General features: G+C 68.5%; 16 protein-coding genes. 9 read left to right on the forward strand and 7 right to left on the reverse strand.

Going from position 1 to position 14,912, the window contains the following annotated elements; genetic code table 11:
- Positions 1–110 precede the first annotated feature (110 nt).
- The 7 genes from I4484_RS07120 (at position 111) to I4484_RS07150 (ending at position 7,682) form a co-directional block, all read left to right on the forward strand.
- On the forward strand, positions 111–908 hold the full coding sequence (locus tag I4484_RS07120) for a Cof-type HAD-IIB family hydrolase (RefSeq protein ID WP_197450277.1): 798 nt from the start codon (positions 111–113) through the stop codon (positions 906–908).
- A gap of 153 nt (positions 909–1,061) precedes the next feature.
- Positions 1,062–1,784: a response regulator gene (locus tag I4484_RS07125; RefSeq protein WP_197450278.1), complete on the forward strand. Its 723-nt coding sequence runs from the start codon at positions 1,062–1,064 to the stop codon at positions 1,782–1,784.
- A gap of 80 nt (positions 1,785–1,864) precedes the next feature.
- The gene (locus I4484_RS07130; RefSeq protein ID WP_234283551.1) at positions 1,865–3,268 is read left to right on the forward strand and encodes an ATP-binding protein; all 1,404 of its coding nucleotides are present in this window, start codon (positions 1,865–1,867) and stop codon (positions 3,266–3,268) included.
- Positions 3,269–3,378: 110 nt separating this feature from the next.
- A complete protein-coding gene (locus tag I4484_RS07135) occupies positions 3,379–4,650 on the forward strand; it encodes an ABC transporter substrate-binding protein (protein ID WP_197450280.1) in 1,272 nt (423 codons plus the stop codon).
- Positions 4,651–4,728: 78 nt separating this feature from the next.
- Positions 4,729–5,661 (forward strand): carbohydrate ABC transporter permease, encoded by a 933-nt coding sequence (locus I4484_RS07140; RefSeq protein ID WP_197450281.1) that lies wholly within the window; start codon positions 4,729–4,731, stop codon positions 5,659–5,661.
- Positions 5,654–6,532, forward strand: coding sequence for a carbohydrate ABC transporter permease (locus I4484_RS07145; RefSeq protein ID WP_197450282.1), 879 nt, complete (start codon positions 5,654–5,656; stop codon positions 6,530–6,532). Before I4484_RS07140 ends, I4484_RS07145 begins: the two co-directional genes overlap by 8 nt.
- Positions 6,533–6,560: 28 nt before the next feature.
- Positions 6,561–7,682, forward strand: coding sequence for an ABC transporter ATP-binding protein (locus I4484_RS07150; RefSeq protein ID WP_197450283.1), 1,122 nt, complete (start codon positions 6,561–6,563; stop codon positions 7,680–7,682).
- A gap of 54 nt (positions 7,683–7,736) precedes the next feature.
- Here the strand turns inward: I4484_RS07150 and I4484_RS07155 are convergent, their stop codons facing one another.
- From I4484_RS07155 to I4484_RS07185, 7 genes are all read right to left on the reverse strand, one after another.
- Complete coding sequence (locus tag I4484_RS07155) at positions 7,737–8,177, reverse strand: universal stress protein (protein ID WP_197450284.1); 441 nt, start codon at positions 8,175–8,177, stop codon at positions 7,737–7,739.
- A 255-nt stretch (positions 8,178–8,432) separates the two neighbouring features.
- A complete protein-coding gene (locus tag I4484_RS07160; protein WP_197450285.1) occupies positions 8,433–8,891 on the reverse strand; it encodes a universal stress protein in 459 nt (152 codons plus the stop codon).
- Between the two features lie 102 nt (positions 8,892–8,993).
- Entirely contained in the window at positions 8,994–10,040 is a 1,047-nt protein-coding gene (locus I4484_RS07165; RefSeq protein WP_197450286.1) for a YcjF family protein, read from the reverse strand.
- Complete coding sequence (locus I4484_RS07170) at positions 10,037–11,428, reverse strand: YcjX family protein (RefSeq protein ID WP_197450287.1); 1,392 nt, start codon at positions 11,426–11,428, stop codon at positions 10,037–10,039. The genes I4484_RS07165 and I4484_RS07170 overlap by 4 nt, the downstream gene beginning before the upstream one ends.
- Positions 11,429–11,454: 26 nt before the next feature.
- Complete coding sequence (locus tag I4484_RS07175) at positions 11,455–12,633, reverse strand: MFS transporter (RefSeq protein ID WP_197450288.1); 1,179 nt, start codon at positions 12,631–12,633, stop codon at positions 11,455–11,457.
- Positions 12,634–12,658: 25 nt separating this feature from the next.
- On the reverse strand, positions 12,659–13,654 hold the full coding sequence (locus I4484_RS07180) for a GlxA family transcriptional regulator (protein WP_197450289.1): 996 nt from the start codon (positions 13,652–13,654) through the stop codon (positions 12,659–12,661).
- A 95-nt stretch (positions 13,655–13,749) separates the two neighbouring features.
- Entirely contained in the window at positions 13,750–13,929 is a 180-nt protein-coding gene (locus tag I4484_RS07185; RefSeq protein WP_197450290.1) for a hypothetical protein, read from the reverse strand.
- A gap of 82 nt (positions 13,930–14,011) precedes the next feature.
- Here I4484_RS07185 and I4484_RS07190 point away from each other — a divergent pair, with 82 nt between their 5' ends.
- Together I4484_RS07190 and I4484_RS07195 are read left to right on the forward strand one after the other, a co-directional pair.
- Positions 14,012–14,566 (forward strand): DUF924 family protein, encoded by a 555-nt coding sequence (locus I4484_RS07190; protein ID WP_197450291.1) that lies wholly within the window; start codon positions 14,012–14,014, stop codon positions 14,564–14,566.
- Between the two features lie 85 nt (positions 14,567–14,651).
- Positions 14,652–14,894, forward strand: coding sequence for a GlsB/YeaQ/YmgE family stress response membrane protein (locus tag I4484_RS07195; protein ID WP_197450292.1), 243 nt, complete (start codon positions 14,652–14,654; stop codon positions 14,892–14,894).
- Positions 14,895–14,912: the final 18 nt, after the last annotated feature.

Raw genomic sequence — 14,912 nt, forward strand, 5'->3', positions numbered from 1 at the left:
AATCATAGGCTTGGATTGAGTGATTCGCGATGAGCGCGCCGTGCTCTTTGGCTGGGCAAGCCCTGCGGGCTGCGTTAGCCTCTATCGGGTACACGACGCAATGGACGCCCATGACACCGCACCTGATCGTCTCCGACCTCGACGGCACGCTGTTGGATGCCAACCACGACCTGCACCCCGAGACCATCGAGACTCTGCGCCAGTTGGCCGAGCAGGGCCACCATCTGGCCTTTGCCTCGGGGCGGCATTACCGCGACATGCTGGCCTTTCGCGAACGGCTGGGCGTGCCGATTCACGTCATCAGCACCAACGGTGCCTACCTGCACGGCCCCGACGGCGAGCTGCTGGCCTCGCGCCATCTCGAGGCCGAGCTGGCGCGCGAGCTGATCGCGCTCGAGCGTCACGACAGCGTGCGCCTCAACCTCTATCTCGAGGAGGAGTGGCTGATCGATGCCCCCGAGCCGCGCCTGCTGGCCTACCATGCCCATACCGGCTTCGGCTATCGTGTGGTCGAGCCGACGAGTCTCGACGGGGAGGGGGTCGGCAAGGTGCTCTACATCGGCGAGCCCGAGCGGCTGGCGGGGCTTGAGGCAACAGTCCGCGCGAGCCACGGTGAACGCCTTCACGTCACCTATTCCACGATCAACTCGCTCGAGATCATGGCCGGCGGCGTCAACAAGGGCACAGCGCTGGAGGCATTGCTCGCCGCCCTCGGGATCGACAGCGAGCGCTGCCTGGCCTTCGGCGACAACCTCAACGACACCGAGATGCTCAGCCTCGCCGGCGAGGCGCATGTGATGGCCAATGCCCACCCCGAGCTGGCCCAGCGGGTGCCCGTGGCGCGGCGCATCGGCCACCACGCCGAGACGGCCGTGGCCCGGCACCTGCGGGAGCGGTTTGCGCTCTAGGTTCATGCTGTAAGCGTGCGTCTGCCTGTAGTGGCACGCTGCGACGTTGGTCTATGTCCTCTTGCCGTGCCGACCCGGCTTGCCCATCATCGGGGCGCATAACGACAACGATTCACGGCGCTGCCAAGGCTGCGCCCCTGCCATCGGACGACGATGACGACAACGCCCGCCACCCTGATCGTGGTCGACGACGACCCCGAGATCCGCGAACTGCTGGTCGACTACCTCGGGCGCCACGGCTACCGTGCCTTGGCCGCCGAGGATGCCGAGGCGCTGCATCGCCTGCTCGCAAGCGAAGCCCCCGACCTGCTCATCGTCGACATCATGCTGCCCGGCGACGACGGCTTTACCATCTGCCGCGACATCCGCCGCGGCAGCGACGTGCCGATCATCATGCTCACCGCCAGTGCCGACGAGACCGACCGTATCCTCGGGCTGGAGCTCGGCGCCGATGACTACCTGGGCAAGCCGTTCAATCCGCGCGAGCTGCTCGCGCGCATCAAGGCGGTGCTGCGCCGGGCGCGGGGCGGCGGCGCCGGCGATCCGGCCCGGGCGCGCCTGGTGGCCTTCGGGCCCTGGCGGCTCGACCGCATGACCCGCGAGCTGATCGACGAGCATGAGGCGCGCACGCCGCTCTCGGGTGCCGATTTCCAACTGCTGCAGGTCTTCCTCGAGCACCCCGAGCAGGTGCTGTCGCGCGAGGCGTTGTATGAGCTGACCCGCGGCCGGCCGGCCCCGCCGCTGGACCGCTCCATCGACGTGCACGTCTGCCGGCTGCGCCAGCGCCTGGGCGAGGACACCCACTACCATCAGCTGATCCGCACCGTGCGCGGGGCCGGCTATGTGTTCACCGCGCGGGTCGAAGCGCTGACGTGAAGGCGGAGCGTCTCAGGCGCTGGCGCCGACGCCTGGTGCCCCTGCTGCCGCGCACGCTGCGCGGTCGCTTCGTGCTGATCATGATCGTCGGCGTGCTCACCGCCCAGCTGGCCAGCTACACCGTGTGGACCTCCCAGGTGCGCTCGAGCCAGCTCGAGCAGCTCGACGAGCTGTCGCGCAACATCGCCTACAGCGTGGCCTCGACCATGCGTTTCTTCCGCTCGCTGCCCTACGAGTATCGCCATATCGTGCTCGACCAGCTGCGCAACATGGGCGGCACGCGCTTCTTCGTCAGCGTCAACGAACGCCGCATTCCGGTGCAGGACATCGGCTCGGGGCCGGAAAAGACGCTGGTGGTGGACAACTTCCGCGAGATCCTGACCCGCGAGCTCAACATCGACGACGTGCTGGTGGAGTTCTCCCGCCCCGAGACCCTGCGCGTCTACAACAATGAGGTGCTGCTGCACGACCTGCCGCCGCGCTGGGGCCAGCACAGCCTGCTGATGGAGCCGCTGTCACCGCCGATCCTGGTGGTGCAGATGGAGCTCGGCCCGGAGACCTGGCTCTACGTCGCCACGCTGCTGCCGGTGCCCGACCTGTTCAACGAGTACCGCTGGCTCTCCGGCGAGCGGCTGTTGGCGAGCCTGATGGTACTGCTGACGGTGATCGGCCTGTCGCTGCTCGGCATTCGCAGCGTGACGCGCCCACTGGCGCGGCTGTCGCGGGCGGCGCGCCAGCTCGGCGACGACCTCGATGCGCCGCCGCTGCGCGAGACCGGCCCGCGTGAGGTCGCCGCCACCGCGGTGGCCTTCAACCGCATGCAGGAGCGCATTCGCGACCAGGTCGACGAGCGCGAGCGGCTGTTCTCGGCCATTTCCCACGACCTCAAGACGCCCATCACACGGCTGCGCCTGCGCGCCGAGATGCTCGACGACCCGCTGCAGCGCGAACGCTTCTGCGCCTCGCTCGACGAGCTCGACCTGCTGGTGAAGGGCGCCCTGGCATCGGTCAAGGGCTTCGACCTGCACGAAGCGGTGGAGCCGGTCGATCCCCGGGTGGTGCTGCAGGAGCTGGCCGACGAGCTGGCGCTGCAGGGCGGGACGGTGTGCGTCTCGGGGCACGCCGAGCCGCTGGCGGTGAAGCCGCTGGCGTTCAAGCGTTGCCTGGCGAACCTGGTGGAGAACGCGGTGTTCTACGGTCGGCGCGTCGAGGTGACGCTGAAGGATTCTCCCGAGCGACTGGCGGTCGTCATTCGCGACCACGGCCCGGGCATTCCTGAAACGCAGCACGAACGGGTCTTCGCTCCCTTCGTGCGGCTCGAGCCTTCACGCAGCCGCAACACCGGCGGCAGCGGGCTCGGGCTTGGCATCGCCCGCCATATCGCCCGCGCCATGGGCGGCGAGATCGCGCTCGCCAACCATCCCGAGGGAGGCCTCGAGGTCACGCTCCACCTGCCGCGACCGAGCAATGTTACGGCCTTGTAATATTGCCCCAATACTTTGAAGGACTAGGTAACCCCAAAGAAGGCAGCTCTCGGTTAGCGTTACTGACACGCCGGTATAACCGGGTTCAATAACAACAGCAGGAGCATGCCATGCCTTCGTTCGCGCGATCGTTCAACAAGACCACACTCGCCCTGGCCACCGCCGCGGCGGCTTCGTTGGCGTTGCCCAGCGCCAATGCCGCCGAGGTGGAGGTGCTGCACTGGTGGACCTCGGGCGGCGAGGCCCGCGCGGCCAACGTGCTCAAGGAATTGATGGAAGCGGAAGGCTACGGCTGGGAGGATTTCGCCGTGGCCGGCGGTGGCGGTGAAACCGCCATGACCGTGCTCAAGTCCCGGGCGATGTCCGGCAACCCGCCGTCGGCGGCCCAGATCAAGGGGCCGGAGATCCAGGAGTGGGGCGAGCTCGGCCTGCTCGGCGAACTCGACGAAGTGGCCGAAGCCGAGGGCTGGGACGAGCTGCTCCCCCCCACCGTTGCCGAGGTGATGCGCCACGACGGCAGCTACGTCGCGGTGCCGGTCAACGTGCACCGGGTCAACTGGCTGTGGGCCAACCCCGAGGTGCTCGAGGCGGCCGGGGTCGAGATGCCGACCACGCTGGACGAGCTGTTCAGCGCCGGCGAGGCGATCCGCGAGGCGGGCTATATCCCGCTGGCCCACGGCGGCCAGGCGTGGCAGGACGCCACCGTGTTCGAGACCGTGCTGCTGGCCACCGGCGGCACCGAGTTCTACCAGCAGGCGCTGGTCGAGCTCGACGAGGAAGCCCTGGGCGGCGAGCAGATGGTCGAGGCGCTGGAGACCTTCAAGCGCCTGCGCGAGCTGATGGACGACGACATGTCGGGCCGCGACTGGAACATCGCCACCTCCATGGTGATCGAAGGCACCGCCGGCATGCAACTGATGGGCGACTGGGCCAAGGGCGAGTTCACCGCCGCCGGCCTTACCGCCGGCGAGGATTATCTGTGCGCCGCCGCGCCGGGCACCCAGGACGCCTTCACCTTCAACATCGACAGCCTGGCCATGTTCCGCGTCGAGGGCGAGGAGCGCGAGGCCCAGCAGGCCCTGGCACGGCTGGTGCTGGAGCCAACCTTCCAAGAAGCCTTCAACCTGGCCAAGGGCTCGATTCCCGCCCGCCCTGACCTCGACATGGGCGAATTCGACTCGTGCGCGCAGCAGTCCATGCAGGACTTCCAGCGCACCGCCGAGGAGGACGGCCTGGTACCCAGCATGGCCCATGGCATGGCCGTGCGCGCCGACGTCCAGGGCGCCATCTTCGACGTGGTGACCAACTACTTCAACTCGCGTGACATGGCCGCCGAAGAGGCTGCCCGGCGGATGGTGAACGCCGCCCAGGCCGCGCTCTAACCCGCCGCAAGCGGGGCCGGGCCTGGAATCCCCAGGCCCAGCCCCGGTGGCACGCCGTTCACGCCCGAGGTTTCCGCTATGTCCCTGTCCAGTTACGCGGCGCAGCCGGCCACCGGTCCCGGTTCCCGGCGCAGCCGCTCAGGCCCGCTCCAGGCCTGGCTGCCCAAGCTGGTGCTGGCCCCGTCGGTCGCCATCTCGCTGTGCTTCGTCTACGGCTTCATGCTGTGGACCTTCATTCTCTCGTTGACCAACTCGCGCATGCTGCCCAGCTACGACTTCGTCGGCTTCGCTCAGTATGCCCGCTTGATGGCCAACGACCGCTGGTGGGTGGCGTCCACCAACCTGGTGCTGTTCGGTGGCCTGTTCGTGGCCATCTGCCTGGCGCTGGGGCTGCTGCTGGCCATCCTGCTCGACCAGCGCATCCGCCAGGAGGGGGCGCTGCGCACCCTCTATCTCTACCCCATGGCGCTGTCGTTCATCGTCACCGGCGTGGTGTGGAAGTGGCTGCTCAATCCCGGCCTCGGCATCCAGGCCATGGTGCGCGGCTGGGGCTTCGAGAACTTCCGCTTCGACTGGCTGGTCGACCCCGACATGGCCGTCTACACCCTGGTGATCGCCGCGGTGTGGCAGGCCTCGGGCTTCGTCATGGCGCTGTTCCTCGCCGGGCTGCGCGGCGTCGACGACAGCATCCTCAAGGCCGCCCAGCTCGACGGCGCCAGCCTGCCGCGCATCTACTGGCGGGTAGTGATTCCCTGCCTGCGCCCGGTGGTGTTCAGCGCGGTGATGATCCTCTCGCACATCGCCATCAAGAGCTTCGACCTGGTGGTGGCGCTGACCGGTGGGGGCCCCGGCTATGCCTCCGACCTGCCGGCCACCTTCATGTATGCCCATGCCTTCACTCGGGCGCAGATCGGCCTGGGCTCGGCCAGCGCCATGCTGATGCTGGGTGGCGTGCTGGCGATCCTGATTCCCTATCTCTACTCCGAGCTGAGGAACCGCCGCCATGGATAACGTCATTCGACGCCGCACCGTCGGCGCGCGGCTGGCCCGTGCCGCGCTCTATGCGGTGCTCCTGCTGGCCGCACTGTTCTATCTGCTGCCGCTCGCGGTGATGCTGATCACCTCGCTCAAGCCGCTGGCCGAGATCACCCCCGGCACGCTGCTCTCGCTGCCCCGGGAGCCGACCCTGGCGCCTTGGGCCAAGGCCTGGGGCGAGGCCTGCACCGGCATGCGCTGCGAAGGCGTGGGCGTCTACTTCTTCAATTCCATCGCCATCGTCGTGCCGGCCGTACTGATCTCCACGATCATCGGCGCGCTCAACGGCTACGCCCTGACCAAGTGGCGCTTCAAGGGCTCGGAGCTGGTCTTCGCGCTGATGCTGTTCGGCTGCTTCATCCCGTTCCAGGTGGTGCTGCTGCCCATGGCGCAGACGCTGGGCTGGCTGGGACTGTCGAGTTCGCGGGCGGGGCTGATCCTGGTCCACGTGGTGTTCGGCATCGCCTTCACCACGCTGTTCTTCCGCAACTTCTACGTGGCGGTACCCACCGAGCTGGTGTCGGCGGCCAAGCTCGATGGCGCCGGCTTCTTCCGCATCTTCTGGCGCATCCTGCTGCCGGTGTCGGCACCGATCATCGTGGTCTCGGTGATCTGGCAGTTCACCCAGATCTGGAATGACTTTCTGTTCGGCGTGGCGTTCTCGGCCCATGACACCCAGCCGGTCACGGTGGCACTCAACAACCTGGTCAACACCTCCACCGGCGTGCGCGAGTACAACGTCGACATGGCGGCGGCGATGATCGCTGCACTGCCCACGCTGATTGTCTACGTGCTGGCCGGCAAGTATTTCGTCCGTGGGCTCACGGCCGGCTCGGTCAAGGGCTGAGCCACCGAACAACAAAGAGGTTACCGAAATGGCAGCGCTGGAAATCAATAACGTTTGCAAGGACTTCGGCAGCGAGCAGGTGCTCAAGGACGTGAGCCTGGCGATCGATTCGGGCGAGTTCCTGATCCTGGTGGGGCCCTCGGGCTGCGGCAAGTCGACGCTGATGAACGCCATCGCCGGGCTCGAGCCGGTCACCTCCGGCGAGATCCGCATCGCCGGCGAGGACGTCACCTGGCAGACCCCGGCCGAGCGCGACATCGCCATGGTGTTTCAGTCCTACGCGCTCTACCCGAGCATGACGGTACGTCAGAACATCAGCTTCGGCCTGGAGATGCGCAAGGTGCCCAGGGCCGAACGTGAGGCCGCCGTGGAGCGGGTGGCCGACCTGCTGCAGATCACCCACCTGCTCGATCGCAAGCCTTCGCAGCTCTCCGGCGGCCAGCGCCAGCGCGTCGCGATGGGCCGGGCGCTGGCCCGCGAACCCAAGGTCTACCTGTTCGACGAGCCGCTCTCCAACCTCGACGCCAAGCTGCGCGTCGACATGCGCACCGAGATCAAGAAGCTGCATCAGCGTCTCGGCACCACCATTGTCTACGTCACCCACGACCAGATCGAGGCGATGACGCTGGCCGACTGCATCGCGGTGATGCGCGACGGTCGAATTCTCCAGCTCGGTTCGCCCGACGAGGTCTACAACGATCCGGTCGACCTGTTCGTGGCCGGCTTCATGGGCTCGCCGTCGATGAACTTCATCGCCGCTACCCTGGAGGGCGAGAGTGGCGCGTACCGGCTGCGGGTGGCAACGCCGGGAGAGGAGGCGCTGGAGCTGCCCTGGCCGCAGGAGCGCGAGGCGCCGACCATGGCCGGTCAGGTGGGGCATGAGGTGCTCCTGGGGCTGCGCCCCGAGCACTTCGCCGAGGACGATGCGCGGCTCGGCGAGTTCAGCGAAGGCGTGCCGTTCACGCCGCGCATCAGCGTGGTAGAGCCCACCGGGGCGGATATCCTGCTGCAGCTCAAGCTCGGCGAGGGCGAGGCCACGGCGCGGGTGGGGCCCAAGTGCAAGGTCAAGGCGGGCGAGCGGCTGACGCTGCGCATCGACATGGGGCGCGCGGTGCTGTTCGATCCCGCCACCGAGAAGCGCCTGGCCTGAGCCGGTGCCGCGAAAGGCCGCCGGCACCGGGCCGTCGGCCTGCCGGCCGACGGCTCAGCGAACGGTGATCACGGTGCACTCGGCGACGTGGCTGACCTTGTGCGAGACGCTGCCGACCACCAGCCCGCGCAGGTCGCTCAGGCCGCGGCTGCCCATGACGATGGCTTCGACACCGCGTCGGCGTGCCTCGCTGACGATGGTGCGGGCCGGGTCGCCCTGGCCGACCACCGTCTCGATGTGCTGGATGCCCTTGGCCCGTGCCGCCTCGGCCGCCTTGTCGACGACCTGCCTGCCGATCTCCTCGCGTTCCTGGCGAGACGCCTCGATGGCGATGGCGCCGATGCCCCACACCAGCGTCGTCTCGTGGGAAAGCTCCTCGGGGATGTGGAGGATGTGCAGGGTAGTATCGGCCTGACTGGCCAATTGGCAGGCGACGTCAAGGGCCTTCTTCGCGCCTTCGGAGCCGTCGACGGGAACCAGGATGGATTGGTACATGTCACTTTCCTTATCCGCTGTGGGGAATGGATACCCCGAGCCTAGCCCCTTGTACGCGAGACGTCATGACCGGCGTCAAGCCCTCGACTGATCGCCTGCCATTCACTTGGAATCTTCCAGCTTTCGAAGCTGCTGCCAGAGTTCGCTGCGCAGGTCGGCCATGCGCGGCGCCTCGCCCTTGGCGAACAAGAGCGGTGGGGTTCAGGTGCTGAGTGGCAGGCCGAGGCGCGCCGAGAGGCGCCCGGCTAGGGAAGATCAGCGTACGGTGATCACCGTGCACTCGGCGACATGGCTGACCTTATGCGAGACGCTGCCGACCACCAGCCCGCGCAGGTCGCTCAGGCCGCGGCTGCCCATGACGATGGCCTCGACGCCGCGACGGCGTGCCTCGCTGACGATGGTGCGGGCCGGGTCACCCTGGCCGATTATCGTCTCGATTCGGCTCGCGCCATTGGCGCGTGCCGCTTTTTTGGCGCTGTCGATGATCTGCTGGCCGATGTCCTGGCGAGCCCGAGGTTCCTGCCTCTCCTGGCGTGACGCCTCGATGGCGATGGCGCCGATGCCCCATACCAGCGTCGTCTCGTGAGTGAATTCCTCGGGGATGTGGAGGATGTGCAGGGTGGTATCGGCCTGGCTGGCCAGCTGACAGGCGACCTCAAGGGCTTTCTTGGCGCCTTCGGAACCGTCGACGGGAACCAGGATGGATTGGAACATGGCGCTTTCCTTATCCGTGGTAGTGGATGGATACCCCGAGCCTAGCCCCTTGCACGCGAGACGTCATGACCGGTATCAAGTCCTCGCCCGATCGCCTGCCATTCACTTGGTATCTTCCAGCTTTCGAAGCTGCTGCCAGAGTTCGCTGCGCAGGTCGGCCATGCGCGGCGCCTCGCCTTCGGCGAACACCAGCGGGCGGGTCAGGCGCAGGGTACGCAGGCCGAGGCGGGCGCTCAGCAGGCCCACCCCCATGCCCTGGCCGGCACGCGCCGAGAGGCGGCCGGCCAGATTCAGCGAGAGCAGCTCCATGCCGGCATCGCCGGCCATCTCGGTGGCGCCGGCGAAGGCCATGTTGTAGAGCACGTTGCGCAGCAGGCGCAGGCGGCTGGCGTAGCCGAGCTCAAGCCCGTAGAGACGGCAGATGCGGTCGATCATGGCCAGGCTGCGCCACGCCACCAGGAACATGTCGACCAGCGTCAGCGGGCTGACCGCCACCATCACCGCCGTCTCGCCGGCCATGCGCGAGATCAGCCGCCGGGCCTGGCGATCGCGCGGGGCCAGCAGGTGATGCGCCAGCAGCTGCTGCACCTCCGCCCCGGCGTGGTGCGGCTCGCGGGCGGCGAGGAAGGCCTGCCAGTGGGGATGGTCGTCGTCGAGCCCGAGCTGGCGCTTGAGCACCCGGGCCAGCTCGAGCGCTTCCCGGGCATCGGCCCGAGGCAGCGTCGCCAGCCGGCTGCGCAGGGCGTCGTGCCGTTTCAGGCGGCGCAGCCGCCAAGCCTCGCGCGCCAGCGCGCCGGCCCCCAGGGCGATGGCGCCGAGCCCCAGCAAGTGCCAGCCGCCGCTGAGCCAGTCGCCGCCGAGCAGTGCCTCGGGCAGGCGCATGGCCATTTCGGCCGTGCCCAGCGCGATGCCGCCGCCGAGCAAGGCCAGTAGCCCCCAGCGGCGCTTGCGCGGTCGGCCGAGGCTGGCCTCGAGGTCGCGCTCGGCGCGGCTCGCCGGGGGCTCCGCCACGGGGCGGGTGGGCAGCTGGCTGTCGAAATCGAGGCGTGGCCGCGGCGGCTCGATGCCCGGCGAGGTCGGCTCGTCGAGGGTGAAGCGGCGGGCCGGTCGCGGGTCGTCGCCCTGCGGCTCGTGGCGGCGGTCGTTCATTGCAGCTTGTCTCCGATCAGCCAGTCGAGGGCGGCATCGAGCCGGATGTGGGGCAGCGCGCCGCCCTCCCGCGGGGCAGGGCGGAAGGCGCGAAAGTCGAACCCTTGGCGAGCCCAGAAGTCGGTCTCTGGCAGTTTGGCGGGCACCTCGCCGGGAAACACCAGAACCTCCTCGCCCTCCAGGGTGGTGCCGCGCAGGGCCGGGCTGCGCTCGTTCCTGTGGTTCACCTCGTGGGCCTCGGTGGCACGGATCGCCGCCAGCGACAGCGCCTTGACCGGCACGTTGGCGTAGCGCAGGTCCTGCAGCGGCTCGGCGAGCAGGGCCTCGAGCAGCGCGGTCAGGTTGGCGTGCTGTTCCGGGGTGACGTGGTCGGCCTTGGTCGCGGCGATCGCCAGCTTGTCGATGCGTGGCGCGAACAGTCGCGAGAGCAGGCTGCGCTTGCCGTAGTCGAAGCTCTGCATCAGCGTGGCCAGCGCCTGGGAGAGGTCCTCGAAGCGCTCGGGACCGGCATTGAGCGCGCCGAGCACGTCGACCAGCACGATCTGGCGGTCGAAGCGGCGGAAATGATCGCGATAGAAGGGCCGCACGATATGGTGCTGATAGTGACGAAAGCGGGCCGCCAGGGTGGCATAGACACTCTCCGGAGGCAGCTTGGCCAATGCCCCTTCGTCGGCCTCCGCCAGCGCCGGCAGCGGGAAGAACTGCAGCACCGGGGCGCCCTCCAGGTCGCCGGGCAGCAGGAAACGACCCGGCTGGAGGTTGGCGAAGCCCGCCTCGCGGGCGGCTTGCAGGCTTCTGGCATAGAGCGCGGCGATGTCGGCGAGCTCGGCCTCGTTGGCTTCGGCGGCGGGGTCGAGCCTGGCCGCGGCACGCTCCCATTCGGCCAGCAGGGCGCGGCGCTGCTCGCCGGCGCCGGCGAGCATGGCGCGGCTCCAGCCCGGGTAGTCATGGCCCAGCAGCGGCAGGTCGAGCAACCATTCGCCGGGGTAATCGAACAGGTCGAGGCTGAGCTCGGCGGTCTCGCCGCGCAGCAATGCGCGCCTGGCCGGGCGGTAGCGGATCGACAGGCGCAGCTCGCTGATGCCGCGGGTGGGCTCCGGCCAACGTGGCGGCTCGCTGTCGAGCGACGCCATCGCCTGGTCGTAGGGAAAGCGCGGTACGCCCAGATCGGGCTGGCTGACCCGGCGGGCGCCCAGCAGGCGGCCCTGCCGGGCCGCCGGCATCAGGTCGAGCCGGGCCTCGAGGCCGGCATGGCGCAGCTGGTTGACCAGCGAAGTGAGAAAGGCGGTCTTGCCCGAACGAGAGAGTCCGGTGACCGCCAGGCGCAGTTGGCGGTCGCGGCCGCGTTCGATCAGATTGGTCAGCTCCCGGGTGAGCGACTGGCGCATCGGCGAGGAATCCCTTCACAGCAGTGTCAGCCGCTAATGTGAGGGTCTTGGCGGCGTCTGGCAAGGCGCTGCCAAGCCAATAGCGCAATGGGTACCAGCGACAGCGGCACCAGCAGCGCGTTGAGCAGCGTCCAGCCGAGCAGGTTGACCAAGGGGCCCGCCAGCAGCGCGGTGACGGCCACGGTGGAGAAGACCAGGAACTCGTTGGCAGCCTGGGTGCGGGCTTTCTCCACCGGCCGGTAGGCCTCGGTCAGCAGGCCGGTGGCGGGCAGGAAGGTGAAGTTCCAGCCCAGCCCGAGCAGGATCAGGGCGAAATGAAAGCCCGCCACGCCCGCCTCGACCTGGGCGGCCAGGCCGCTCGCCGCCAGTAGTACGCAGCCCGTGGCGATCATGCACGGTGCACCGAAGCGCGCCGTCAGGTGGCCGGTGGCGAACGAGGGCAGGAACATCGCCAGCACGTGCCACTGGATCGTGGTGGCGACATGATCGAAGTGATGGCCGGCGCCGGACATCGCCAGCGGGGTGGCAGTCATCGCCAGGTTCATCACGCCATAGCCGATCAGCGCCGAGAGCACCGCCACCAGGAACACCGGCTGGCGCACGATCTCACCGAGCGGCCGCGGCCTGCCGTCGCCGTGGGTCGTCTCGGGCGGCGGCAGGCGGGTCGCCAGCAGCACCAGCAGCGCCACCAGGTAGAGCGCGCCCAGGCCGAGGAAGCTGCCGAGAAAAGGGGTGGTGGCCGCCTCGCGGCTGATGCGCGCCAGCCACGGGCCGAAGAAGGCGGCCAGCACGCCGCCGCCCATGACCAGACCGATGGCGCGGTCGCGCAGCGCCAGGGGCGCGGCTTCCACCGCGGCGAAGCGGTACAGCTGGCCGAAGCCGATGCCGATGCCGATCAGCCAGGTGCCCAGCATGAACGGGAAGAAGGCCTCGGCCACCAGGGCCTGGGCGGCCACCGCCACGCCGATGAGCCCCAGCAGGTTGCCCAGCAGGAAGCCGCGCTTGCGCCCCAGCCGCGCCATGATCAGCGAAGCGGGAATGGTGGCGCACATCAGTCCCAGCCACTGGGTGGCGACCGGCGCCGTGGACCAGGCCGGGTCGGGCGCGAGGCGCGCGCCGATCAGCGGCGAGACCGCGATCAGCAGGATGTTGCCGCTTACCAGCAGCGCCTGGCACAGCGAGAGCAAGGTGACATTGAAGGGCATGGCAGCCTCCCGGGCAGAGCATTCCTCAGCGGAAAGTGGGCAAAGCTCGGCCGCCGGGGCCGAAGCGTTGATAGTACAGAGTGGGGGAAACGCCGTAGTGGCGCTGGAACAATCGTCGCAGTTGCTCTGCGCCACCCAACCGCCACTGGCGGGCCAGGCGCTCCAGCGGCGGCGCTTGCTCGCTGGCGACCAACGCCTGGCGGGCCTGCTCCAGCCGCAGGCGGGTCAGGTAGGCGCCTGGCGTGGTGGCGAGCTGCTGGCGAAATAGGCGCGACAAGTGTCGCGGTGTGACCCCGATAGACTCTGCCAGCGTCTCCAGCCTGTACGGCGCGGCGGGGTCGGCGTGGATGCGGTCGAGCAGGCGACGCAGCGAGCCCCTCGTGCGGTGCTGGCTGGCCAGCACCTCGCTGAACTGGGATTGGCCGCCGGGTCGGCGCAGGAACAGTACCAGCTCGCGAGCGACCCGCCCGGCCAGGTCGCTACCGTGGTCGGCCTCGAGCAGCGACAGGGCCAGATCGATGCCGGCGGTGACCCCGGCACTGGTGAAGCGTCCCGCCGACTCGACGTAGAGCGCGTCGGGCACAACTTGGATCGTGGGATACTCGCTGGCCAGCTGGGCGCAGTGTCGCCAGTGGGTCGTGGCCTGGCGTCCCTCCAGCAGGCCGGCCGCGGCGAGCAGGAAGGCGCCGGTGCAGATCGACCCCAGCCGGCGTACTCGCCGTGACTGTTCGCCCAGGGCATCGAGCAGCCCCGTATGCTGCTGCTGCGCCAGTACGCCACGCCCCCCTGCCACCAGCAGCGTGTCCACGGGTCCGACAGCGGAGAGCTCGCGCCAGGCGATGTCGGCCTGCAGCGGCAGGCCACCGTTGGTCGCCACGCTGCCCGGCGCATCGGCGGCGAGGTGCAGACGGTAGAGCGGCCGTCCGCTCACGTCGTTGGCCGAGGCGAAGACCTGCCAGGGGCCGCTGATATCCAGCAGCTGGCAGTCAGGGTAGGCGAGAAGGACGACGGTGCGCGACATGACGATCCCCACGACGAGTCAGGCTCAGTCTCGACCGAGCGGGGCAGGTCTGCAACGACGAATATCCCACCGATAAGGACATGATCGGTGGCGGGTCATGCTGCCATCAGCCACTGGGCCCAGATCGGTATCGTGGCAATGAAGAAGCCCAGCCCGGCCAGGACATAGCCCGGCCAGCGTTTCTCCAAGCGCTGGGCGAGCGTCAGACCGACGAGGCAGATCACCAGGCCGACGAGATTGAAGACGAAGGTGAACATGCCGAGCATGGGCGTCATGGCAGCTCCCGTGGCGCGTGAAAGGTGAAAAACGCGAAGTGCAGGGGCATGATATCAGCAGCCCACGCGACGAGGACACGACATGGACGCGAGACTGCCCGACCGCGATGCGGTCATCGCCTTCTGGTTCGAGGAGCTCGAGCCGGCCCAGTGGTTTCGCAAGGATGCCGGGCTCGACGGGACGATCCGCGATCGCTTCGCCGCCCTGCACGATGCGGCGGCGGCCGGCGAGCTGTGGCAATGGCGCGATACACCCCGCGGACGGCTGGCCGAGATCCTGGTGCTCGACCAGTTCTCGCGCAACCTCTTCCGCGACGATTCACGCGCCTTCGCCCAGGATGCCATGGCGCTGGTGCTGGCCCAGGAGGCCGTGGCCCAGGGCTGCGACCGCGAGCTGGAGGTCGGCTGGCGTCGCTTTTTCTACATGCCCTACATGCACAGCGAGTCGCTGGCGATCCACGGCGAAGCGCTGCGGCTGTTCGACCAGCCCGGGCTCGAGGACAACCTGCGCTACGAGCACCTGCACCGCGACATTCTGCTGCGCTTCGGCCGCTATCCGCACCGCAACGCCATCCTGGGGCGGGAGTCGAGCGAGGAGGAGCTGGCGTTCCTGGAGCAGCCCGGTTCGTCGTTCTGAGCTACGCTTTGCAGGAAAGTCGCGCTCAGGCACTATCGAGGTGCTCAATCGAGACCGCATCGATCAAAAGGAGAGGAGAGACGACATGGGACTTATCGCCTGGCTGATCATCGGTGGGCTGGCCGGCTGGATCGCCGGCAACATCATGCGCGGCGGCGGCTTCGGCATTCTGCCCAATATCGGCGTGGGCATCGTCGGGGCGGTGATCGGCGGTTTCCTGTTCCGCCTGCTGGGGCTCCAGGCCGGCGGCTTCATCGGCTCGCTGGTCACGGCCACGGTGGGGGCGGTAGTGCTGCTATGGATCATTTCCAAGATCCGACAATCCTAGTTTCGGTGGCATGAGACG

The organism is Halomonas sp. SS10-MC5 (assembly GCF_015992245.1).
Lineage (GTDB): Bacteria > Pseudomonadota > Gammaproteobacteria > Pseudomonadales > Halomonadaceae > Halomonas > Halomonas sulfidoxydans.